At 45.4% G+C, this 25,810-nt stretch carries 14 protein-coding genes; 8 read left to right on the forward strand and 6 right to left on the reverse strand.

Annotated features, from left to right (window positions below):
* Window positions 1-43: 43 nt before the first annotated feature.
* Window positions 44-1,183 carry a glycoside hydrolase family 88/105 protein gene (locus JCM15548_RS13190; protein WP_062126220.1) on the forward strand — a complete coding sequence of 380 codons (1,140 nt, stop codon included), beginning with the start codon at window positions 44-46 and terminating at the stop codon, window positions 1,181-1,183.
* 113 nt (window positions 1,184-1,296) lie between these two features.
* Complete coding sequence (locus tag JCM15548_RS13195) at window positions 1,297-4,056, forward strand: MG2 domain-containing protein (protein ID WP_062126223.1); 2,760 nt, start codon at window positions 1,297-1,299, stop codon at window positions 4,054-4,056.
* A gap of 281 nt (window positions 4,057-4,337) precedes the next feature.
* On the opposite strand, the gene JCM15548_RS13200 is transcribed toward JCM15548_RS13195, so the two are convergent.
* The 6 genes from JCM15548_RS13200 to JCM15548_RS13225 form a co-directional block, all read right to left on the reverse strand.
* Window positions 4,338-4,943, reverse strand: a complete 606-nt coding sequence (locus tag JCM15548_RS13200; protein WP_062126227.1) for a tetratricopeptide repeat protein — start codon at window positions 4,941-4,943, stop codon at window positions 4,338-4,340.
* A complete protein-coding gene (locus JCM15548_RS13205) occupies window positions 4,940-5,179 on the reverse strand; it encodes a hypothetical protein (RefSeq protein ID WP_062126230.1) in 240 nt (79 codons plus the stop codon). The genes JCM15548_RS13200 and JCM15548_RS13205 overlap by 4 nt, the downstream gene beginning before the upstream one ends.
* A gap of 124 nt (window positions 5,180-5,303) precedes the next feature.
* A complete protein-coding gene (locus JCM15548_RS13210) occupies window positions 5,304-7,214 on the reverse strand; it encodes a glycoside hydrolase family 43 protein (protein WP_157482751.1) in 1,911 nt (636 codons plus the stop codon).
* A 61-nt stretch (window positions 7,215-7,275) separates the two neighbouring features.
* Entirely contained in the window at window positions 7,276-7,959 is a 684-nt protein-coding gene (locus JCM15548_RS13215) for a hypothetical protein (RefSeq protein ID WP_162198241.1), read from the reverse strand.
* Window positions 7,872-8,309: a hypothetical protein gene (locus tag JCM15548_RS13220; protein WP_062126237.1), complete on the reverse strand. Its 438-nt coding sequence runs from the start codon at window positions 8,307-8,309 to the stop codon at window positions 7,872-7,874. Before JCM15548_RS13220 ends, JCM15548_RS13215 begins: the two co-directional genes overlap by 88 nt.
* Before the next feature lie 43 nt (window positions 8,310-8,352).
* On the reverse strand, window positions 8,353-10,326 hold the full coding sequence (locus JCM15548_RS13225) for a T9SS type A sorting domain-containing protein (protein ID WP_062126240.1): 1,974 nt from the start codon (window positions 10,324-10,326) through the stop codon (window positions 8,353-8,355).
* A gap of 382 nt (window positions 10,327-10,708) precedes the next feature.
* On the opposite strand from JCM15548_RS13225, the gene JCM15548_RS13230 reads away from it, so the two are divergent.
* From JCM15548_RS13230 to JCM15548_RS13255, 6 genes are all read left to right on the forward strand, one after another.
* Window positions 10,709-13,417 carry a glycosyl hydrolase gene (locus tag JCM15548_RS13230; RefSeq protein WP_083985140.1) on the forward strand — a complete coding sequence of 903 codons (2,709 nt, stop codon included), beginning with the start codon at window positions 10,709-10,711 and terminating at the stop codon, window positions 13,415-13,417.
* A gap of 42 nt (window positions 13,418-13,459) precedes the next feature.
* Window positions 13,460-15,928 (forward strand): immunoglobulin-like domain-containing protein, encoded by a 2,469-nt coding sequence (locus JCM15548_RS13235; RefSeq protein WP_062126246.1) that lies wholly within the window; start codon window positions 13,460-13,462, stop codon window positions 15,926-15,928.
* Window positions 15,929-16,231: 303 nt separating this feature from the next.
* Complete coding sequence (locus tag JCM15548_RS13240) at window positions 16,232-18,778, forward strand: fasciclin domain-containing protein (protein ID WP_062126249.1); 2,547 nt, start codon at window positions 16,232-16,234, stop codon at window positions 18,776-18,778.
* Window positions 18,779-18,952: 174 nt separating this feature from the next.
* A complete protein-coding gene (locus JCM15548_RS13245; RefSeq protein ID WP_062126253.1) occupies window positions 18,953-22,228 on the forward strand; it encodes a SusC/RagA family TonB-linked outer membrane protein in 3,276 nt (1,091 codons plus the stop codon).
* Between the two features lie 10 nt (window positions 22,229-22,238).
* Complete coding sequence (locus JCM15548_RS13250) at window positions 22,239-23,798, forward strand: RagB/SusD family nutrient uptake outer membrane protein (RefSeq protein WP_062126257.1); 1,560 nt, start codon at window positions 22,239-22,241, stop codon at window positions 23,796-23,798.
* Between the two features lie 11 nt (window positions 23,799-23,809).
* On the forward strand, window positions 23,810-25,750 hold the full coding sequence (locus JCM15548_RS13255; protein ID WP_062126260.1) for a fasciclin domain-containing protein: 1,941 nt from the start codon (window positions 23,810-23,812) through the stop codon (window positions 25,748-25,750).
* The last annotated feature ends 60 nt before the right edge of the window (window positions 25,751-25,810 follow it).

Here is a 25,810-nt window from a genome sequence, read left to right on the forward strand (position 1 = left end):
GGGTTATTAGGGTGAGAATTTAAATTAATTAATTATATAAGTTATGAAGAAGAGTGTATTTTCTGCTACAGGTTTGGCCTCGTTGATGATGATGGCTACTGTGGGTTGTGCAAAGGGCAAGGAGAATTTGCCGGAGCCTGAGGCGGTTATTGAGGTAATGACCAGGGTTAATGACCATTGGCAAAGTGAGCATCCTGAGCACGGACGTGCTTTTTGGGACAATGCTGCCTATCATACCGGTAATATGGAGGCCTATTTTGTTACGGGTAATGAAGAATGGCTGGACTATTCCATTGCCTGGTCGGAGCGCAATCAATGGGAGGGTGCCCGGTCGGATGATCGCAGTGAATGGAAATACAGTTATGGGGAGTCGCACGACTATGTGTTGTTTGGCGATTGGCAAATTTGTTTCCAGACCTACATTGATATTTATAATATTAAGGGGGATGAGCAAATGATTGAACGGGCCATTGAGGTGATGGAATACCAGATGGCTACCGATTCGGTGGACTACTGGTGGTGGGCCGATGGTCTTTATATGGTGATGCCGGTAATGACCAAATTGTATAAAGTGACCGGTGATGAACTGTACCTCGACAAGCTACACGCGTATTTCACTTTTGCCAAGTCCATTATGTACGATGAGGAAACAGGTCTGTTTTTCCGCGATGGCAAGTATGTATATCCCCAACATAAAAGTCTGAATGGCCAAAAAGATTTTTGGGCACGTGGTGATGGCTGGGTATTTGCCGGTCTGGCCAAGGTGCTGGCTGATTTACCCGAAGATCATGAGCACCGGGCCGAGTATCTGGAAATCTACCGGAAAATGGCGCAAACCCTGGCTGAAGCTCAGCAAGAGGGGGGTTACTGGACCCGCAGTCTGCTGGATCCGGAACACGCTCCTGGCTATGAAACCAGCGGAACTGCCTTCTTTACTTATGGTTATTTGTGGGGTATCAACAATGGTTTATTGGATGAGGAAAGCTATTTGCCAGTCGCTCTTAATGCCTGGAATTATTTAACCAACATTGCCGTTCAGGAAAATGGCAAGCTGGGTTACGTGCAACCCATTGGCGAACGCGCCATTCCCGGACAGGTGGTGGATGTCAACTCTACCTCCAATTTTGGGGTGGGTGCTTTCTTGTTGGCCGCCTCTGAAATGTATCGCTACGTCGCAGAATAATCTGATCGTCTTTATGTCGATTACATACAAACAAGGTCAGAGATACAGGATTTATTCCATTCTCTGACCTTTTTTTAAATCACTCAAATAATCATCTTTTAAACCCCCATTTTATGCCAGCTTCCTTTTCCCTTCGTCCATTCCTTTTCGTTTTATTGAGTTGTTTGCTTCTTTCGTTTATCCCCTCCACCAGTGAGTGGCACCATGACATTATTCGAAAACTGTCGGCTCACCAAATAGTTTATCGACAAGAGAAACTGTTTGTGCAGACCGACAGGCCGGTATATGTGGCGGGCGAGAATGTCTGGTTCAGTGCCTTTTTAATGGAGGCTGCTTCGCATCGGCTCAATCAGACCGAAGAGGTGCTTTACGTGGAATTGGTGAAACCCGACGGAGGCATTGCGGCCAAACATGCTTTTAAGTTGGATAAAGGGAGAGCAGAGGGAGCTTTGTTTATCAATGAAAAGATGAAAGGCGGCCATTATCTTTTAATGGCCTATACCAATTGGATGCGCAACGCCGGCAGTGCTTTTTACTTCAGTAAAGGTATCAGCATCGTTGGTCAGGAGGAAATGACAGAAAATGAGGCTGAGTCGCCACAAGGCGGCTTAGAACCTTCAGAAACGGAGAAAGGGGCTAGTCCGGTCGGTGAAGTCCCCTTCGTTCTAAATTTTTATCCCGAAGGCGGACAGGTGGTTGAGGGATTGCCTTGTCGCATGGCGTTTGAAGGGGTCGGATTCAGCAATGGCGGATGGTTTGGTAATGTGGTGGACGATCAGGGGAAGCTGGTCAGTTCATTTACGCCGCTGTGGGGACAAAGAGGCATCCTGGCTTTTGTCCCTGAAGCCGGCCGATCGTATTTTGCGGAAGTCAATACCCCTGATGGGGCGCTGCATAAATTTGCCTTACCGGAGGCACAAAGTGGGGGCCTGACTTTGAGCGTGGAGGATGACCATGGAAGTGGCGACTTAATGGTAACCATTAACGGCACTTCAGAAACGGATGCTGCCCTGCCCTTTTATTTGCTGGGCGTTCAAAGAGGAGTGCCCAAGGCGGGGATCCATGGTACGGTTGAAGACCAACCGGTTGTTTTTAGACTGGAAAAGGCTTCTTTTACGGCGGGGATTGCGCAGCTGACTCTGTTTAGTCGGGGAGGAGTCCCTGTCTGCGAACGTTTGGTCTATATACATGAGGAACCACAGGTAGCTTTGAATGTTCAGGTGGATGAGCTGACGGGAAAAGCCCGCCAGAAAGTGGAGATCGCCTTTGAGACCGTGGATAAAGCGGGCCAAGCGGTGATCTCTGATTTGGCCGTGTCGGTTACCGATGCCCACCGCATTCCGGATGACATTTATGCATCTGAGGATTTAGCCAGATATCTGGCCTTGTCCTCCGATTTGCCCGGTTATAGAGGGGACCCATCTATTTTCTTTGAAAATTCCCGCATGGCGGCCGTCAAAAGAAATTTGGTTTTGATGACCAATGGCTGGCGTCGATACAATTGGGATGAGATTTTGGTGGATAGCCTGGCTATACCCACGCATTTGGAAGACCCGGGACTGTATGTGACCGGAACGGTGTACCGTTCCGGTTCCGATAAACCGGCTCCACCTACCACCGAGGTGACGCTGATTTCAAGTGATTATTCCCAGCTCTTTTTTACGGATATTGGAGAAGACGGTCGCTTTACCTTTTTGTTAAAGGACTTTAAGGGGCCTTTGAAAGCGGTCATACAGACCAAGAACAAACGGAGAAATCCCGTGGATTATGACATCGCCCTGACCACCAATATGCAAAACAGCGGCTCGGGGGCATACACCCGTTTGTATGATGATAGCTACGATACCACGTATGATATGAATCCCATACAGGATTCAGGTGTGACAACAGATAGCCTTATCAGGGAATATTTGGTGGAGGGTATATCCTATCAGGTAGAAGATCAGCTGGAAATATCGACCGATGTCACCTTGAATGAGGTGACGGTGGCCGTTGAGCGCCTGCAATCAAACAAAGAAAAAATGACCGAGCTGTATGGCGAACCTGAGGCCGCAGTCAGTGACCGGCAACTGAGTCAGCTGGTCGATGAAAAGCCCTGGCATTTTGGATTGATGAGCCTTATGATGGATGCTTGCCCCGGCCTATATGTGGATGTGCGCCAGTCCTCCACGGAGTACGTGAGTGGGGGAAGTTTCGGCGGAATGGTCAACGACAACATGTACCATTCAGATGCGGCCTCCGTGCAGTTCAAGTTGGAAAATGAAAGGGCCCATCGTTTTTTTATTTATGTGGACGGTCGCATCGTCGGTGCTTCCAATGAGCGGGGGGTATTGTCTAAAATGTTGAGTTTGTACCAAATCGACGAATTAATATCGATGGATCCGGAGATCGTCGAATCGGTTGAATTGCTGATTCCGGATGCCAACCAAAGCCAGCTTTATAGTCGCGCCCTTTTCTATGCTTTGCAAAACACCTCCGACGATTTAGTGCCTGAAAATGCCTTCAATTACAACAGCTCTGAAGCCGAATTAAGGGACAATGGTCTGGCAGCCTTAGCCGGTGATATGCGGGATTTGGAGACTTCCATGGAGCTCAATTCTGCACCTGTAGCGGTCATTTCCATTTATACCTATAAAGGCACCGGCATGTACACCCGAAAATACACCAAGGGCATCGCCAATGTCACCATTCAGGCTATAGCCTCGATAAAACCTTCTACCATGTGCAGTATGAAGGCAAGGAGTCAGATTCCATACTCCCCGATCGCCGAAACACCCTGGCCTGGTTCCCCTCAGTCAAGACCGATTCACAAGGTAAGGCCAGCGTATCCTTCTTCCAGTCCGATGTCTCCAAAGACATCCGAATCGAAGTAAACGGCCTTTCCAAAGACGGCCATCCCGTATCATTAATTAAAAAATTGGGACCCGAATAGGCTTAAGGCGTTGTTTTAAAGGGATATTTATTCTGAACCGTTGTATATAGAATAAGAAAAGGACTTAAAGCGGAATTCATCCCGCCTTAAGTCCTTTTCTTCAATTTTTGAGCTGGTCAACCCCATCAACTCCAGTGCTATGGGATCTCTTGCCTCAGCTGAAGTCCCAATGGATCAGAATCGCAACCCTATCTACTTCTTACCCCATCAACCCTTCCTATCCTACTCCCTCAACCTCCTCTGCGCATTCTCCAGCGCATTCTTTACCGCGGTGTTGTTGGGGTTAATGGCCAGGGCTTTTTCAAGATAGGGGATGGCCTTGTTGTACTTTGTGCTAATAGCAGCCAGTTTTTTGGTGGTGTTGGAGTAATCTACCCGCGTAGGGTTACTCATGGCTTCGTAACGTCGTTTTTCCCGGTCGTACTCGGCGTCCGTCACCTTGCTTAGAATGAGGCCCATTTGTTCCGTTGCCCTTTGGTGATCCGGATCAATGGCCAGCAATTGCTCACCGGTTGCAAGGGCTTCATTGATTTTGCTCTGCTGGGCAAAAGCCATCATTTTAATGAAGAGTACATGGGTGTCGCCGGGGGCGACCTCCAGGGTTTCATCGGCATATTTAACGGCATTGGCAAAATCACGTCCGTTAAAACTGACGGTGACCAATTTACGATAAGCCGTGTTTTTCTCCTCCGGATAGGACGCTACAACCTTCAAAAGCGCATCACTGCTTTTGTCGAATTGATTGAGTCCGGCATAGCTGTCGCTCATACTCAGGAAGAGATCGGCCGATCCCATATCCTGTGCTTCCAGTTTTTCGAAAAAGGTCAACGCCTTTTGGTACTCCTTGATTCGGTGATAATTAACCCCAGCCCTGTAAACACTGGCCGTATCAAAGCGGTCGGCCGCTTCATAGGCGCCATGGCCGACTCGTACAATTGTGCAGCGGAAGCAAAATCATCGATGCTTTCAGCCATAATGGCATCACTTTTTAAGACATCGGGATCCTGGCCGTTGGCCAGGGCAATGATGCCGAGGAATGCGAAGGTAAATAGAAGCCGTTTCATATGGATATGTTTTTTTATTACGGTCACAGGGAACTCGCCAAGAGAATCCATCTCTTTGGTGAGAGAAATAGCTACTGGCTCGTTTCATGTGGATATGTTTTTTTTTAATATCAAACAGTGTGCCTTAGATGGTAGGTTCAACAACTTTAATGCTGCCATCACTGTTAAAATCCATTTTGTCGATGGCCACTTCGCGGTGGAAGCCGGCATCTGAGCCCATTTTTATGCCGTTAGGACGGCTAAAGCGGTGGTAAACAATGTACCACTCATCCTTGCCGGGCACTTGAATGACTGAGTTGTGACCGGTTCCATAGATGCCTTTTTCGGGGCGCTTGGACAAAATCAGGTTGTTCTCCGGAATGTCAATAGGACCGGTGGGTGATGTGGAGGTTCCATAGCGTACGCGGTAATCTTCATCACGGGTGTCATTTTCTGACCACAGAAAATAGTAGAGACCATTGCGGTAAAATACCTCAACGCCTTCACGGAAGGTATTGTCGGAAGGGGTCATCACGACTTCCGTATTGGGTTTAATCTCGGTCATGTTCTTTTCTAATTCCACCGCCGCTAAGTAGCCATTTCCCCAATAGAGATAAGGCTTTTTGCTTTTGGGATCGATGAAAATGTCGGGATCAATTTCCTGACCGCGATTCACACCCTCGGGCTTGAAATTGATGAGGGGCTTACCTGAGTCCGTAAAGGGTCCGGCCGGATGATCGGCCACGGCCACGCCAATTTTTTGAGCCGCTGTGAAATAATAGTAATACTTGTATTTCTTGCCTTTCCTGACCTCGATGGCACAAGGTGCCCAGGCATTTCTGTCGGCCCATTCCACATCTTTTTTCAGATCCAGAATTACCGCTTCCTCTTCCCAGGTCACCAAATCTTCGGATGAAAAGGTTTTGAAGTAGGTGCCCGACCAGCCATGGTAACCATCACTGGTGGGGTAGAGGAAGTATTTACCATGTTTTTCGGAGTAAATAATCTCCGGATCCGCAAAGTAGCCCTCCAGCACCGGGTTGTTGGGGATGGCCGGAAAACCTTCGGGATGTCCCCACTTATCGGTCAGTCGCATCAACTCCTTCCGTGTGATGGGAATGATGGAGCCGTGGCGTGGATGAAAGTCCATAGAAATTTCATGGTCGATGACCGTGAATTCTTTCAGGTCGGTACTCTCGGTAAACTGATATTTGCCCGCCATGTACATATCGTACATCAGAATATAGGTGTCGGAATTAATGAGTCGGAACAGGGACGATCCTTCCACGGCCTGAGTGGTTTGCTGTTTGTAGTCATCATACTCCTGCCACTTGCCGGATGTGAGTGAGGCAGTGGTCGCCAGTTTAATGCCATTGCCATGCCCCTCGGTCTTGTAAAACATATAATAAAGGCTGTCCTTTAAAACAATATCCCCGTCGATGCAGGATCTGCCCGATTCAGGGAAGAAAAGCTGCTTGGGCTTACCTTCCAGATCGGTAAAATCTGCGTTGGCATAGGCATAGTAAATAATGTCGGGTCCGTCGCCATGCTTCATCGACCAGTAAACCATGTATTTGCCTTCTTCCTTGTCGAAGATGGTTTGGGGGGCCCAGACTCTGAGGAGGTCCTCCTGATGGTCGTATTTTTCCTGGATGTTGATGACGGAAGAACTCCAGTTGACCAGGTCCGTTGATTTGAGCAGTACCATGGCGCGGTTAGAGCTCCAGCCCCTGGCCGATACCATGTCGGTCAGCACCATATAAAAAGTTCCGCCATCTTCCCCCCGCAAAATATGTGGGTCACGCACCCCACCTGTCGAGCTGATTTCCCTGGAGTCAATCACCGGCTCGTTGTCGTTCAGTGTCAAGTAATTAAATCCGTCTGCGCTGATGGCATAACGAACGGCCTCTTCATCCCCGGTATTACCTGTGAAATAGGAAAACAGGTAGGCTACATAATCCTTCTCCCTCACATTGTTGGCACCTGCCTCCAGATGAGGCACTACCAACAGCCCCATTATAAGCGCTGCTGCAATAACCGTTTTGACTTTGTTCATTGTTCGTATGTTTTAATTATTTATGGTTTTTCTGTTTGGCTTTTTTTGTCCTTGGGTTGATTTACTTAGCGGGTATGCCTGCATCATCCACAATCATGGCCTGAACAATTCTGGCATGGTCAATTAAATCCTGAACAGTGCTGACCTCCGAGCGGTAATTGATGCCGGTGGGCCAATAATGAATGGGGTTGTTGTTGTTATCACCTCTCAGGGTGGCGCCTGTTAACTCCTGACACAAGGCCTGTGCTACCGGTCCCTGCCATACACCTCCAACCATCAGGTCTTTCCAGGCTTGCGTAGTACCCGAGCCAAAATAGTGGGCCATTTCATGCATGGTGGTGCCCACCCACATGTAAGTGGTATTGGGACCATAGCCTATGCTGCCTCTGTAACTGGCCTGAGCGGTTGGAATGCCGGCGTTGTAATAGACGTAGATATTGGCTTCAAAAGTCGTGTATTTATTGTAATAGTAACAGGCACTGTCAAGGGCTGTTTTGATCAATTCATAGTAATCCGGATGCACAGCCGGATCCACAGCCAGTGTATAGGTGACATTACCGGTCATGGGCTCCAGCAGTCTGGTATTGCCATAAGCCGTTCCCATACAGTTGGTGGCATAACCCCTCACATAATAGGTCTGTTCAGGGTCCAGATCCGTCAGTCGTCCATAGAATTCACCGGTCGACAGTCCGGCAGAAAACTTACTATCCGCAATGGTTGGATTCTGAGAAGTGGACCATACCACACCTCTTTCCAGAATAAGGCAGTCGCATCATCTGTCACCTCAATGGTGCAATCCGTTTGGTTCGATTCAATGTTGTTATTGACCGAAACGGTAGAGACAGTTGGTAAGGCATAATCCCCTTCCGAGTAGGTCATGCTGTCGATTTCAGCAATCGGAACAGCAACAAGTTCCCCGTCTATTCTTTCAATTTTCAGTAGACTGTCATTGTCGTTGGTGAAAACACGTGCAATCGATTCAACGCGGAAGCGTTGAACCGTTTTGTCGGTTCTGAATATATTAAGTGTGGTTTCGGATGCAAAAATCGCCACTACCAGCAGGAGTCCTATATATGTAAAAAATGTGCGCTTCATGAGTTTCTTTCAATAAATGATGGTTATGTTCTGTGTTAAAAGACTATCTCTTTTGAAATTTGATGGTGTGGCCACCGATTTTCAGGATGTAAATGCCTGTCGGTAAATGGCTTATCTTCATGGATTTCTTTTGCGGGTGAATCATTTCCGTCATGACCAAATGTCCGCTCATTGAATAAACATCGATTTGGGCTGGGTCGTCCGGAAGCGCTTCAAAATAAATGACATCCGAGGTCGGGTTGGGGTAGATGCGCATGTTATTGGCTATCGGTATTCGCGTAACCGGTGTGGTCTGAGAGGCAAACACCAGCCGGTCAACCGATTCAAGGGTGAAGGTGCTAACGGTACCGTCCATCAGGTTGATATGCATGCTCCCGGTCGAAAAAGTCAGATCCTTTATTTCCGGCAGTGCGGTTGGTTGGAAGGAGCCATCGGTTTCATTGACAATCAGACGCGTGGCCTGTGGCCTCAAGCGGGGTTCATGTGGCTGAGACTCTGCCGTTTTACCAGTCCCCTCATAGGCCTTGACCGCTCTTTCCAAACGTGCAATGTTTCTTTCCACATCCAATTCGGAAGTCTTTATTTCATCGCCGGTCAGTGCTCTGCGGTAAACTCTGAAATCGTAAACCTGCGTGTTACGCAAATAAACATCGCCCGTGTAGCAAGAGCGGCCAATCCAGTTGTAAGGCGTTCCGGTCAGGCCACTTTTCACAAGCGCCGAGGCCGGGGTGTGGGTAATGGTTGAAGTAGCCATGGGCACCCCGTCGATATAGATCGTACCTGTATTCCCCTGCTGCGTGTAGGCCATGTGGTGCCAGTTGCCCTTTAGGGCCGGTTTTGAATAGCCTACGGCCTGGTTGCCGGAGGCTTGGGTGTAGTAGCCGGGGGTAATGCTTAGGGATTGTCGTCCCAGACTGCCAATGATGTAGCCGTTCTGATCGGTGGCTGCATTGGTCGAATTGGAAAAATTCCACAGGAAGTTTCCGTTCTGATGCAGGTTCGCATAGTCTTCATCCACCCTAAAGTAAGCCGATACCGTGTAATCTTCCATTTGTACCAGCAGGTTACCCAGCGGGGCGCCCATATCGAAGTAACCCTGGTTGTTGCCCAGACTAAGGACGTTGTAAATGCCTGTTTCGGACGTGCCAATGGTTTGAATGCTCGCCTCGTTTTTCAGGGAGCCTTGCAATTGATACATGGAGGCATCCCTGACCAGGCTGGCATCGGTATCCGAAAAGTCGTATTTTACGATCAGATCGGCCATCGGACTGTCAAGTCCGGATATTTCGTTGATTTCTGTAGAAGTGAGTGCCCGGTTGTATAGGCGAATCTCATCCACAATGCCGTTGAAACCATTGGTTTCAGACGCAAATCGGGAGTAACCGAAGTAATTGTCTGACGTTTGCCCCAGGAAAACGGCTGGATTGGAGGAAATCGCACTTCCGCCGCCTGCTTCCTGACCGTTGATGTAAAAGATGGCGGAGCCTTTGCTGCTGGCTTCATCCCACTCGAAGGTGACAGCAATGTGCGCCCAGGAGCCCACCGGGCATCTTTTGTTGGAAAAAACCATCTCCGTTGAGCCCGATGAAGGTTTGAAGCGCAGTGCCATCATTCTGTTGTCCCCACCATAGCTGGGAATGAAAGCCACAAAATTATTGGTGCCATCGGCACCGTTTCCCCAATCGAAAAATCGGGTGGAGCCTTTCAGAGCATCCAACTTTACCCATGTGGCAAAGGTGAAGGAACTGAGGTTGGTGGAAATGTTCTCAGGTGCTTGGATGTAATCTTCTTTGTTCACCATTTGAAGGCCTTTGCCATCAAAGGCATTCACCAAAGCAGCCTGACCGTTTATCTGGCCCTCATGGTTGTTGTTGGAGGCATCCTGTATCTCTGAGTTGTTGACCGCTTCAAAAGTGTAGTGCAACTCCAGTGCGCTGGCAGGCGTCTGTGCTTGAGCCGTGGGCCATCCCAGCATCAGTCCCAGTCCAAAAATAACCGAAAATCGTAAAAATTGCATGCGTGTATTTGTTAGGTTACTACAATCAATAATTAGTTTCTTACAAATGTTAAAATTAACCAATGCCCGGGTGAAGCATTGTTTCAAAAATTAAAATCTATGCCAATTATTCGACAAGTGGTTTGGAAGGGGCCATTAATAAGGGCTGTCAAATGGATTTATTTGGGATGGATGGTTTAACCGGTTTCGTTTAATCCGGTTTTGAATGTGCTATTAAGCGAGCCTTTTTAGAATTTATGCTAGTGAATTTCATTTTTGAAACAGAGCGTATGCATGGGCGATGTTAATTTTGTATAACGCTAATGAAATTCTGTTGCTCAACAATTATTGGTCGATGGCCATAGGGCAACTATTATAATATTAATACGTTAAAATCAAAGTTATGCAAAAACCGATACTAAGGTTATCACTTAAGAAATGGATGTTGGCCATGGTCGTTTGGCTGATGGGTTCAACCGCCATGCAAGCCCAAGTCGTTGAAACGGTCAGTACCCTTTCCGGGAACCGGAGTCTGGACGCGGCCTATGAATTACACATTACTTCTGCCGATAATCCCATTGACGACGGCGTTGTAGTCTCCCTGAATCATCAGGATGCCTGGGTGTTTTTTGAGAACATCAAACCTTCCTTGGTGTCTGACAACCATCTGGATCATATTCAGGTCAATGGGGTTGCTTTTGAAAATGGAACCAATGGCCGTATCGCCATTTATGCCCACGGAACGGTTTTAATGCCGCATGCCAATTCTTTCAGACCCTTAACGGTTTATACCGAAGAGAATTTTGGCGGGGAGTCGGCTCAATATGCCATCCATACCTACTATAATAATTTAGGGACTTTTAACAACGCGATTAAATCCTTTAAACTTAAAAGAGGTTATCAGGCCACCTTTGCTACCAGTTCTGACGGTAAGGGTTACAGTCGGGTGTTTGTGGCCGACAAGGAAGATTTGGAATTCGAAGTCATGCCTGATTTTCTGGATGGAAACATCTCCTTTATACGTGTGTTTAAGCACCAATGGGTGACAAAAAAAGGTTGGGCCGGTTGGAATTGGAATGAATATCAGATGGTTAATGCAACCTGGTATTACGACTGGAACATCGGAGGCTCCACTTCTTTGAACCTGGAATATGCCACTATTAAGCAGCATGGTGGCTGGCCAAGTTGGAATGATATCAATGGAAAAACGGATGTAAGTCAGTTGTTGGGCTTTAATGAACCGGACAGACCTGATCAGGCCAATATGACTTTTGATGCTGCCTTGAGTCAATGGCCGCAATATATGACTTCAGGTCTAAGGCTGGGTTCTCCGGCTACTTCGGATCCTTTTAATAACTGGTCGCTTTTTAACTTTATCGATAAATGTGATGAGTTGAATTACCGCGTGGATTTTGTAGCCATTCACTGTTATTGGGGCGGCAAAAGTGCCCAGAATTGGTACAACGATTTAAAATACATTCATGAGCGTACCGGTCGACCCATTTGGATCACGGAATGGAACAATGGAGCTAACTGGACCAATGAGACATGGCCGGATGATCCCTCTGAATATACTACAGCCAATGCTCAAAAGCAGCTGAACGACATGATCGCCATTTTAAATGTCTTGGATACGGCCAGTTTTGTGGAGCGCTACTCTATTTATAATTGGGTGGAAGATGCCCGGGCGATGGTCTTGAATGGTGAACTGACCCCGGCCGGGGAGCATTATGCCAATAATAAATCGCAAATGGCCTATAACAAAGATATGGATGTTATTCCGGGATGGAACTATACCCATCCAACTTTGGCGTTACGTCATTTAACGCTGACAAATTCCATTCGCCTAAACTGGAGTGATGCCAATGGTGATTTGTCGAAGGCTTATAAACTTGAGAAAAAGGTGGATAATCAACCTTACGAAGAGATTTATTACAGCAATGACGTTTCTGTTTTGTCTTTCATTGATAATCTGGATCCAGCAGCCTCGGGGTCGGTCACTTACCGATTGAGTCTGGAAACTTTGCCAGGTGAATTTGTAGGCTCCAATGAAGTTTCTTACTACCAAACCGGGGGTGAGAGTGATGTGCAAGCCGGCGTTTTTGGTGTTAATTCGCTCGATTGGTCACAGTCCATATTTGCTAAAAAATATACAGCCAGTCCCAAGGTTATTCTGGGTGTGCCTTCCTTTAGTAATGTGGTACCCATGGCACCACGGGTAAATTCAGCATCCACCACCTCTTTTGTCTTCAAATTGCAGCCCTGGAATTATCTGAACGCGCCTTCACTGAGCAAAGCAGATAACATTTCTGTGCTGGCCATGCCTGCCGGAATCTATAATTTCGGCGGATTAAAAGGTGTTGTTGGAGAGGCTCCGGAGGTGGATAAAAATTGGTTAAGCGTAACTTTTGATGAAGTTTTTGAAACCATTCCGGTTGTTTTCTGTACACAGGTATCTAACCGGAATTCTTTTGCCACTACCGTGGCTGTCAGGAATATAACAGAAACAGGGTTTGAACTGCGATTGAAATCGGAAGAAGCTGTTACCGCCTCGGGTTTTGCCGAGAAGGTAAATTTTTTAGCCATTGAAACAGGATCAGGTAAAATTGACAATTATCGGGTGACCGTGGGACAGACCGCAGCGGGTGAGGAAGTGTCCACTGATGCTATTAAGGTGCCGTACGACAACAGTTATACCAAACCGGTGGTTTTTGCGGGACTGCTCACAGAGTCAAATGCTTTTGCTTCCACCATACGTTACTATTCATCCGGAGCAAATGAGGTGAGTCTGTTCAAACAGCGTGAGATGTCCGGTTCTTTGGCTAAAATGGAGAAGGATCATATGGGATGGATGATCATGGATCTTGGGGCCGATCAGCCCACTTCTGTCAACTCTATAGAAGCCAACAGTGAATTGCCCTTTTATCCCAACCCGGTAACAGATGTGATGCATTTCAATTTTGAGGTGCCGACCCAGGTGGAGATTTTTGATATGTCGGGCATGAAATGGCTTGAGTCAAGTGTGCAACAACAACTGGACGTATCCGCGCTATCCCCCGGTGTTTATTTCATCAAGACGGAACAAGGCGTCGCCAAATTTATCAAGAGATAGATGTGTTGTAGGGACGAATTAAAGAGAGAGAGAGGGATTGAGATGATGAAAATTTGGAAAAAGTGGACGCTTGTTATAGCCTGGGTGGTAATGGCCCCGCTAATGGTCAACGGGCAAAGCATCCCGGAATTGCACTATTCTTTCTCGGAATTATCGCCGGATAATGCATTGGTGATAGATGAGACGGGAAATGGTTATGATGCCAGCCTGGAGAATGGGGCGGTGGTGCGCTTACTGGGCGATTTCAAGGTGCTTGACCTGGGCGATGCCAATGGTTATCTTGATTTAGGCAGTTCCACCGGTGATTTAATGGGTGGTTTGCAGGATTTCTCCATCGCTATGTTTCTCTATTTGGACGCTTCCATAGATTTGAATACGGCAGGTAATTTTGTGTGGTCTTTTGGTAATTCCAACAACATGGCTTCTGACCAAAACGGAGGCATGTTTTTTAGTGCCAATGCCACCCGTTTTGCGATTTCGCTAACGCACTGGACCGGCGAACAAATCGTAAATGCCCGGGATCCCTTCACCAAAGCGCAATGGCGACATGTAGTGTACAGCCAATCGGGCAGTACCGGCAGCATATATGTGGATGGTAATCTGGTGGAGTCCGGGGAAATAACTATTACGCCAGCCGATTTGGGACCTACCCTTTATAATTACCTCGGGCGCTCGCTTTATAGCAGTGATGCCTATTTGCAGAATGCCCAAATGCACGACTTCAGGATTTACAACACTGCGCTTAGTTCTGCTGATATCGCTACCCTATCGTCAGGCACCGTTGCTTTAAATCAGGCTCAAACGGTTCAGGATTTGGAAATTTATGCCGATGAATTAGTGATTTCGGATTTAGACCATGTTATCAGCGATTTGGACCTGCCCTTGCAGGGCGATAATGGCATCTCCATTAGCTGGACCAGCTCCCATCCCGAATTGATAAGTAGCAATGGTGTTGTTGAACGGCCTGCAGTCGGGGAACCCAATGCGATCGTAACTCTGACCGCTGCGTTTGAAAAGAATGGATCCATTCATACCCAAACATTTGAGGCAACGGTTATCGCTTCCCTCGATGATGCCACTTCGGTTGATAAGGATGCCAATAATCTGGAAATAGCAGGGAGTCTTAACCATCGTCGAAGTGATTTGGATTTGCCTGCCACAGGGGGTGAGGGATCCCTTATTTCCTGGTCGTCCGGCAATGAGGCTTTTCTTACTTCTGAAGGGCAACTACTCCAACTATCACCCAATGGCAGTGGGCAGCAGTTGGTGGTACTAACCGCCACCATTACCAAAGGTGAGGCGACAGAGGTGCGGACTTTTGATATTTTCATTGCCGAAGATGAAGGTTTTGACGCCTATTTGTTTGCCTATTTTACCGGCAATAGCGGCGATCAGGAAGCCATTCGCTTTTCGATCAGTGATGATGCCTATAATTATCAGGCGCTTAACAACAATGAGCCGGTGTTGGATTCTAAGGACATCAGTTCAACCGGTGGTGTGCGTGATCCGCATATCTTAAGAGGTGCCGACGGGCGCTTTTATATGGTGGTCACCGATATGGTTTCTGCCAATGGCTGGAATTCCAACAGGGCCATGGTGCTGTTGCGCTCCGATGATTTAATTAACTGGTCGTCCAGCGTCGTTAATATTCAGGAACGATTTACAGGCCACGAGGATTTGTTAAGGGTTTGGGCCCCTCAGGTGATTTTTGACACCAATGTCGGTAAGTACATGGTGTATTGGTCGATGAAACATGGCAACGGACCGGATATTATTTATTACGCTTACGCCAATGCCACTTTTACCGACCTTGAGACGGAACCGGTACAGCTGTTCTATCATCCCACCAACAGTTCCTGTATCGATGGCGACATCATTCAGAAAGATGGACAGTTTCATTTGTTCTTTAAGACGGAGGGATCGGGCAATGGCATTAAAAAGGCCGTTTCTGATCAGCTGACGCAGGGCTATGTGTTGCACGACCAATACTTGCAACAAACCACTCAGGCCGTTGAAGGTTCTTCGGTCTTCCGGTTGATTAACAGTGATACGTATTTTCTGATTTATGACATGTACACTTCCGGTCATTACCAGTTTACCGAGAGTACCGACTTGGTTAATTTCTCCATTATCGATCAATCTGTAACAATGGATTTTCAACCGCGGCACGGCAGTGTAATTCCTATTACTACAGAGGAAAAGGAGCGCTTGTTAAAGCAGTGGAGTACGATTTCTTCCATCGGGCCTAACCCGGATCAATCAGATGAAGATGGCGATTTTGTGATATATCCCAATCCGGCAAGCGATGTGCTTACCATTCGAAAGGGAGCAGATAGTGGGTCAGAAGTGATCGCGACGCTATACAACAGTGCTGGTTCTGTGGTCATGGTAACAAAAATGGATAATGAGCAGGCCACTTTCAATGTGTCTCAATTAGCGTCCGGTTTTTATTTATTGGTTTATACCAATCATAAGGGCATTGTTGGACGCAGCAAATTGGTGGTGCAGTAGTTCTTAAAATTACAATTTTTTGCAATTAGATTTTTGAATGTAAATATTTCGGTTTTTGATTAATATTTAATATGGTAATTGCTAATTATCTGGTTTTCATATTTTTATAAAACAAATTTTGATTGGTTTATACCTTTGGTACTTAAACAGAATTCGATTTTCTTATATAATATCTCGAAAATTTGTAAAAAAATGATTACTCAGGCAGCTACTTTTGTATAAGTAGTTTTTAACCGGTCCACCCAACTTGAAATAGCGACTCTGATTTTTTTGAGATAATGTTTTATTTAATCAACAAAAGCAATGAAAAATGAAATTTGGAAACATAGCATAAGACATCTGTTGATGGTATGTCTGTTGCTTGTTGGAAGTTTTTGGCTTGTTTCCTGCGAGGATGATTATATCTACGATGATCAAGAACCCGAATGGTTGGGCGAAAGCATCTACGATTATCTGGTGGAGCAACAGCGCTTCACAAATTTTGTGCGTCTAATCGATGACATCGGATATGGTGAGGTATTGGCAAGAACGGGTAGTAAAACCCTTTTTGTTGCGGATGATGCCGCTTTTGAACGTTTTTTTACGGACAACCCCTGGGGGGTCGGATCGTACCAGGAATTGTCACTGGCCCAGAAAAAGTTGATCATGAATTTTGGCATGATTGACAATGCCTACTTATTGGGTACTCTGGCCAACTACAACAGTGGTGGTTTGGTGGAAGGTGCCGCCATTCGTCGAACATCGGCGCTGTCTCCTTTCGATAGTATTGTCTATGAATCCGGAAATATCCTGCCCTCATCTCCTTATTGGGAGCCGTATCGCACCAGTGGTTTGTACATGTTAACCGATCAGACCTCCAAACCTATTATGTACTTTCTACAGCGGCCACTCGAAAATGCAGCCATCAGCGATGCCGATTTTAAACTCATTACCGGTGTTGAAAGACAAAACGGTGATGCGCATTTGTTTGATATAAAAGTGGTTGAAGCGGATGTTACCTGTAAAAATGGTTATGTACATATTTTGGAAGAGGTTATGTTGCCTCCTTTAAATATGGCAGAGCACATCCGTTCCAATGAAAGAACCCAGATTTTTTCAGAGCTTCTGGAACGCTTCAGTGCGCCCTATTATTTTTCGCAATGGGATCAGGATTACAAATTGGTGAACCCTGATTTTACCGACACTTTGTTCGTTAAAGGGTATTTTAGCAGGAATGCTGCCAATGGACCGACTACATATCCGGATGGGACTACGGTTCCTGTGGATTTACGTCTTATTTTTAATCCCGGGAACAACAACTACAGCAACGGGCCTCTGCAGGCCGATATGGCTACGCTCCTGGCACCCAGTGATGCGGCCATGCAGGAATATCTTGCCACGGGCTCCGGAGCCATCCTTTCTGAGCGTTTCGGGAGTTGGGAGGGTATTCCCGACAACATTGTGATAAAATTTCTTGATCGGCACATGCGTACTTCCTTTTTGGAATCGGTTCCAGCTCGTTTTGATAAAATGAGTGATGGAAGTAATAATCGCATTAATATTACCTCCGGAGATATTCAAAATACGTATCTGGCTTCTAACGGACTGGTGTACGAGACGAATGCGGTGTATCCTCCCAATGATTATGTGTCTGTTTATGCGCCGGTGCTTTTTGGTGCCAATACCAAGATTTTTAACTGGATTATCAATCGTCTGGACTATACTTTTTATCTGAACTCACTGGTCAGTCGATACAGCTTTTTTGTGCCTACCGATGAGTTTTTTGAGAATTACATTGATCCTTTTACCATTGGGAAGAATGTGCCCGGAGCGCTTAAATTTAAATACAATGAAAGTACTTCCAATGTAAATGCCATTATTCATGCTTACGATCCTGAAACAAATACAGTTGGGGATTCCATTGGTGTCGTAAATTATGGCAATCCCAATCAGCCCAATGAGTACAATGATTTTATTCTGAATAGATTGTGGGATATCTTAGATAACCATGTGGTGGTTGGTGATGTGGAGTCCGGATCAGCTTATTCGCTTACCAAAGGAGGTACCCTGGTGAAGACTGAGGGCAGCGGCATGGGTTTAAAAGTCATGGGAGGCGGCGATCTGGAACGTGATGTCACGGTCAATGTAACGGATGTTTACGAACAGGAAAATGGGCGCACTTATTTTATCGACAAGCCGATTCAGCCGCCCTTGCGCTCCGTATACTCCGTTTTGAGTCAAAATGAAGCTTTCAATTCTTTCTTTGAATTGCTTACCGGCTTTCCGGTCAATCATGCTTCTGAGATTTTTGTACGAAAAACCAACTATTACGGCGTAGATTTCAACGTTAAGTTTTTCAATACCTATAATTATACCGTCTATGTGCCAACCAATGATGCCGTGAATGCCGCCATTGAGGCGGGGCTCATACATCCTTGGAACAGCAGTCCCGAACGTCCCGGAATTATTGGTATCAACGAAATGGAAAGTCAGGAAGAGCAGCAGGCTGCCATAAAGGAACTTGAGCGTTTTTTACGCTATCATTTCCAGGACAATGCAGTGTTGATTTCAGGGGAGCCTGTGGATCAATTATACCAGACGGCTACCATTAAATTGGATGATGCCCCTTCCAAATTCGGGACCTATAAAAACAAATACTATAAAGTCGAAGTTTCCGGAGATGGAAGTGATTTATCTGTTGAAATGGAGGGAAATGGCGTTGCTCAGGTATTAACTGAGAACAATTTGTTCAATATCATCACACGGGAACATGTCTTTAATGCCAACCTGGTGGTTACCGGGAAGTGGACGGATCAGGCACTGGCACCCTATATAACCAGTCACGAATTACAACTTCTTCGTCAGTGGTGATTCATCAAATTGATAAAGTATTGATATTTAAAGAGTAAGTGATGGCGGAGTGCCATTAATATAAAATAAACAATGAATCAGGTGAAGTGGATTTGTCATTTGTTTTTCATAAAGAAATGGAAATTTTTTTCAGCCAGCTTCATGCAGTCAATGAATTAACTAAATTATTCTCTGATGAAAATTAAAATAGGTCTTGTTTTGCTTTGTTGCTTACTGATGCCTTTGTCCCTATGGGCCCAGGCGTCGGGTTCAGATTTAATCGTTAGGGGAACGGTTACGGGCGACCTTACCGATGAGACACTGATTGGGGTAAACGTTATTGAAGTGGATGAAACAAAGCGGATTGTAAGTGCCACAGTGACGGATATTAACGGCGAATTTGTGATTCGTATCAAGAATCCTGAAAACAATCTGGTCTTTAGTTTTATAGGTTTTGTAACCAAATCGGTTCCTATTGGTGATCAACGTAATATTGATGTTGTTATGACAGAAGAGCAACAGCAGGTGGATGAAGTAGTGGTCACAGCTACCAAAATGCACAGCGATGGTACCTTTGCTATTCCACAGCGCGAGGTGTCTACCGCCGTTCAAAGCATTAGTACACGTGAGTTTGAAGGTATTCAGGTGACTTCGGTGGATGATGCCCTTCAGGGTCGTATTGCCGGATTGGATATCATTGGTAATTCGGGTGACCTGGGAAGTGGAACATCCATGCGTATACGTGGTATCACTTCAATTAATGCCAGTAGTGAGCCACTTATTGTTGTGAATGGCATCCCTTATGAAGTGGAGATTGATCCCACTTTTGATTTTGCCAGTGCCAATCAGGAGCAGTTTGCCAATATGTTGAGTATCAATCCGGATGATATTGAGGATATTACCGTGTTGAAGGATGCCGCCTCTACTGCTATTTGGGGATCCAAGGGAGCCAATGGCGTACTGGTGATTACCACTAAAAAAGGTTTTCGCGGTCCCACACGTGTTCAATATTCTTATCGTCTTACCCGCGCGGTGCAGCCTGAAGGCTTAAAGATGCTGAATGGGGACGATTACACCATGTTGATGAAACAGGCCTACTTCAATCCTCAGCAAAACGAGAATGCTGCCAACGTCAGAGAGTTTATGTATGACCCTAATTACTCAGAATATCATAATTTTAATAACAATACCAACTGGTTTGATGCCGTGACACAGACTGGTTTTAAGCACGACCATTATGTCACCGTTTCCGGGGGTGGTGAAAGGGCACGTTACAGGGTTTCCGGTGGTTTTTTAACCCAAACAGGTACGGTGATCGGACAGGTGATGGATCGTTTCACCACACGAGCTTATCTGGATTATGCTGTTTCCGATCGTATCAAATTTATTACGGAATTTTCCTATACCTTTTCGGATAACCAGCGTAATGCCGGAAATTTGTTGGGAATCGCCTATGAAAAAATGCCCAACGTAAGTATTTATCATCAGGATGCCCAGGGCAATAATACAGGTGTCTATTACAATATTTCAAGGACTGAATCCCAATTGCACGAATCACAGCGAGATTTACGGAACCCGGTTGCTCTTGCTGATTTGGCCATAGATAATCTCAAGAATTACCGGATTTTACCAACCTTTCGTTTGCAGTACGACTTGGTAGATCCTTATGAGTCCACATTGCGGTATAACATGTATGTTTCCTTTGATGTGAACAACAACAAAGTATCGAAATTTTTTCCACGTGAAGTCTCCAATTTGCCGTGGGATGATGCAGGCGTGAATAAGGCCGAGAGTGCCGATTCTGAGAGTGTTACGGTTATGATGGACAACAACATCACCTGGCAGCCCAAATTAAGTAATTCCGATCACAGTTTTATGATGTACGGTTCCTATCAAATGCGAACCGGTAATAGTTCCAGTCAGGGCCTGGCTACCACCAATCATCCTTCTGGCTATATGACAACTCCGGTAGGTGATACTTATATAGATGGTATTTCCAGCAGCAGATCCTCCTACCGCTCCAATGCCTTTTTGTACCGTGCACACTACACTTACCTTTCACGCTACATTCTGGGTTTTACCTTCCGAAGAGATGGTAGTACCAAATTTGGGGATGATCGCAAATATGGTAATTTTCCGGGTGTTTCTGCCAAATGGATTATTTCTGATGAAGACTTTATGGCAGGTACCAGTAATTGGTTGAGCATGCTGGCCATTCGACCCAGTTATGGTGTGAGTGGTAATCAGCCCACACAGGAATACCTTCATTTTAGCCGCTACAGCCCCTATGGCAGCTATGCCGGTATGCCTGCTACCAGGCCTACCACGCTTCAGTTGTCTGATTTGAAATGGGAGACTTCCACTTCTATTAATTATGGTTTGGATTTGGGCTTTTTTGATGATCGTTTTGTGTTTGACATTAACTTTTACAACAAGCGAACGGAGGATTTGCTATTTGAAAACTTACGATTGCCCTCTTCCTCTGGTTTTGGTGGCGTTCCCTGGCAAAATGTGGGAACCATGGACAACAACGGTTGGGAATTTAATTTCTATACCGTCAATGCTTTCAGGGCCAATGATTTTTCTGTGGATTTCAATTTCAACTTATCCAATTACGTCAACACCATTGTTGATTTGCGGGAGGATGTGCTGAATAACTATAATGGTGATTACAATTTTGAAAACGGGACTTACATGTCGCGTATTCAGGAAGGCAATTCCTATGGATCTATTTATGGTTTTCGTTACAAGGGCGTTTATCAGTACGATGAATACATCTCCGGTGTTCAGGAGAATGCACCAGTAGCCAGAGATGCCAATGGCAATGTCTTTACCGATGAATTGGGCGATCCTATGCCGATGTATTTTGCCTTTGGACGCAGTAATGCCTATGAGTTCAGAGGGGGAGATGCCATTTATGAAGACATCAACAAGGATGGTTCCATTGATGAACTCGACATTGTTTACCTGGGCAACTCCAACCCAAAAGTAAATGGCGGATTCGGTCTTTCTCTACGCTATAAGAACTTTGTGGTCACGCCCTTCTTTAATTTCCGTTATGGCAACAAAATTGTGAATACGGCACGGATGAATGCTGAAAATATGTATTACAACAACAATCAGAGTGAGTCCGTTAATTGGCGCTGGCGCAAGGATGGTGATGTGACCGACATGCCCAGAGCCTTGTATCGCTATGGATATAACTGGCTGGGAAGTGACCGCTATGTGGAGGATGGATCCTTCTTGCGTATGAAGCATTTAACCTTTAATTATTCCGTTGCTCAGGAAACCCTGAAGCGATACAATCTGAGTCAGCTGAGTTTGTACCTGACCATCAATAATATTTTTGTCCTGACCAATTATACCGGGGTAGATCCGGAAGTGGGCTATGGCTCATTTAGTGTGAGTGCCGATAACAATCGGACACCCCGTTCTAAAGATTTTACATTTGGTCTGACGGTTTCATTTTAAAAATAGTTCGATGAAAAAAATATTTTCAATAATAGGATTGACCTTTATGGTTATTGGATTTTCGGCGTGCAGCGACTGGCTGGATTTGCGGCCGGAGAGCGAGATTGTGCTGGACGACTTTTGGCAGGATGAAAGTGAAGTGAACCAGGTGGTGGCCGCTTGTTACCGTTCACTTACAGAGAATGGAGTGATGGAAAGGATGATGACCTGGGGTGAATTGCGCTCCGACAATGTGGTTAAAGGTACATTGCAAGACATGCCGACATCCATGTTTCGTTTGATTGATGGCGACCTTTCTATCAATAACGAGTATGCCAAATGGGGCCCTTTTTATACGGTTATTAATTATTGCAATACCTTTTTGCACTATGCCCCAGAGGTTGTTGAACGGGATGCCAATTTTACGGAGTCTAAATTCAATTCTCTTAAAGCTGAAGTTTTGACATTGAGAGCCTTGAGTTACTTTTATTTGGTGCGCACTTTTAAAGAAGTACCATGGATTGATGCTCCCAGTATTGCCGATAATCAGGATTATCAGATACCGAAATCATCTGAGACCTTTGTATTAAATAAGTTGCTCGAAGATTTGACTTTTGCCGAAAGGTACAGCCGTGATCAGTTTGAAACAGAACTTTTATCGAAAGCACGTATTACCAAAAGTGCCGTACGCTCTTTGATGGCTGATATTTATATGTGGATGGAGGATTATGAAGCTGCGGTAGCCTATTGTGATAAGGTCATGGCCAATACCGATTTGGAATTGGTTGAGGGTGAGGAGATGTTGTATGAAGTGTTTTTTAACAAAAACGCTTCGGAGAGTATTTTTGAACTGCAATTTGAAAGAGACATCAAGGAGAATGATCTGGTACGGGCTAATTATGGCTCCTATGATAGAACCGTAGGTTTCTGGACATTTCCCCTGGCATTGGTGACCGGTAATGAGAATTTTAAAATATTCAATGTTCAGGTTGGAACTACTTATGAAAGTGAGGAGGATTTGCGTAGAAAGGACTTTCTATACTCTACTTCTGTTGCTCAGGACTTTTTCAGTATTTTTAAGTATGTTGGCGCCCGCAGAATTGAAATGGAAGATGGTTCAAGTGCTTATGTCTTTGGTTCCCACGTTCCCAATTGGATTGTTTATCGTTTGTCCGACATTATTTTGCTTCGGGCCGAAGCCCTGGTTCAATTGAATCGGTTGGAGGAGGCCATGGAAATGGTCAACCTGACTTACATGCGTTCCAATATAGAGGAGGGAACTCTTGAGTTAAACCTTGATTTTTACAATTCACAGGGCCAGATGACCAACCTGGTCTTGCGCGAACGTCAGAGAGAGCTCATGTTTGAAGGGAAGCGCTGGTTTGATTTAATGCGTTTGGCCCGTCGTGAGGATTCTCCGGTTTCTCTTGTAGGCTATGTGGTTAAAAAATATGCTGGCGGAAGTAATAATCTGAAACTTTCTGTGATGGATGCGCTTTACATGCCCATACACATTGATGAATTTAATTCCAATTCAGCGCTTGAACAGAATCCCTACTATGAGATTGAGGACGGAAATATCACCAAGTAAAACTATAAGTCATGAAGAATATATTCATATCAGTTATGAAAAGAATTAACAAGGCGGGTGTTTTAATGTTGTTGGCTCTGCTGGCTGTTTTGTATGCTTGCGACAGTGATGAAATCGGTGATAATTACTATACTTTTACCGGAGAGACTGTTGGTGGCTATATCAGTTCAAATCCGGAACAGTTTTCAGAATTCAAAAGAATTCTGGATACCACCAAGGTAATGGGCTTATTGAATGCTTACGGGGTTTATACCTGTTTTTTGCCCACCAATGAAGCATTGGAGGCTTTTTACACTACCCGTGGAAAATCCTCCTTGAGAGATTTTTCTCTGGACTCCATGAAAGTTATTGCGTATAATCACATTATCAAGGATTTTGAGGTAACAACGGACCAATTCAGGGAGGGTTTGTTGACTAATTTGTCGATGAACGGAAGAAATATTGAAATTACCTTTAGACCCACGAGTCAAGGGTTGGAATACTTGGTAAATAAGACTGCCAGAGTGGTCAATCCGGATGTTGATTTGCACAATGGCGTAGTGCATACCATTGATGGTGTTCTTTCTCCCACCGATAACACCATTGTAGAAGCCATTGGAAAAGAAGATAAGTTTTCTCTTTTTTATGAAGGCTTGGTTGAAACCGGACTATTTGAACTTCTGCTGCCCATTAAGGATGAGTCTTACGTTTTACCTGTCGACCTTATTTCCCAATACGATGGCGTAACCAATGGTATTGGAAGTATCATGCGAGTGCCTCGTGAAAGGAAATACGGCTTTACAGCTTTGATTCCCAGCGATGTTACATTTGGTGAATATGGGATAGAGAACATGGAAGATCTGAAAGCCTATGCAAAAACCATTTATGACGAAAAGTATCCCGAAGATTCCGGTATTGATGATATTACGGATCGTCAAAACAGTTTGAACCGGTTTATTGCCTACCACTTATTGGATCGCAAAATTCCTGCAGAGTTTTTTGTGGAGGCTTATGATAACACGGGTTCTGTTTCAGGTACCAGTCATTCGGTTAAATCTTACGATATGTTTGAATACATTGAAACCATGGCACCACTGACCTTAATGGAGGTACGTACCCTTCGGGCCAGTAATGAGTACAATGTTTTTAATATGATTGATGAAGGAACAGCTGTTCGTTTGGTTGCAGATAATATTGACAATGATGCGCTCAATGGCGTCTATCACGAAATTGATGGCATCCTGGCTTACTCAACGGATGTAGAGCGCATGCTTACCAGCAAGCGAATGCGTATGGATGCCGCCAGTTTTTTCCCGGAGTTACGGAATAATGATATGCGGGTTGGAAAAAAGTACACTGGAAACAATCCGGAGTATCCCTCAGAGCGCTTCTATTTTCCGCACGGTTATATCGAACGAGTAGAGACTTCTGACAATACCAATTTTGGATATTTCAATGCAGATGACCGATTTTTGGATTATCAAGGCGATGAAGTGTTTTTGAGTGGCTTGTATGATTTTTCCATCATAACACCTCCCATCCCCGCAGGAACTTACGAAATTCGCTTTGGCTATCAACCAACTGGCAACAGGGGTGCTGCACAACTATACTGGAATGGAGAACCCAGTGGTATACCGCTTGATTTAAGATTGAATGCCAACCATGCAAAGATTGGTTATGAACAACCAGGGTTGAACCCTGCCGATTTGCAAGGTTTCGAAAATGATAAGATGATGCGTAACCGAGGTTATATGAAAGCGCCTGCCAGTTTTAAAGTCATCAACAATGCGTGGTATGGCGGTGCCAATGCACGAATGAGTCCCCAGGCGCTTCGACGAATTTTAGGGATTTACACCTTTGCCGAGGACGCTCATCATACTTTTTCGGTGCGTGCAGCACGGGCAGGAGAGTTCATGTTCGATTATCTGGAGTTTGTCCCCATTGAGGTCATTGAATTTGAAGGCATAGATTAATGATGGCCTGATTAGGTACAAAAAAAGTTTCAGGCTCCTAATGTTGTTAAAATAATCACA

This window comes from Geofilum rubicundum JCM 15548, assembly GCF_000974365.1.
In the GTDB taxonomy this organism is placed as follows: Bacteria; Bacteroidota; Bacteroidia; order Bacteroidales; family Marinilabiliaceae; genus Geofilum; species Geofilum rubicundum.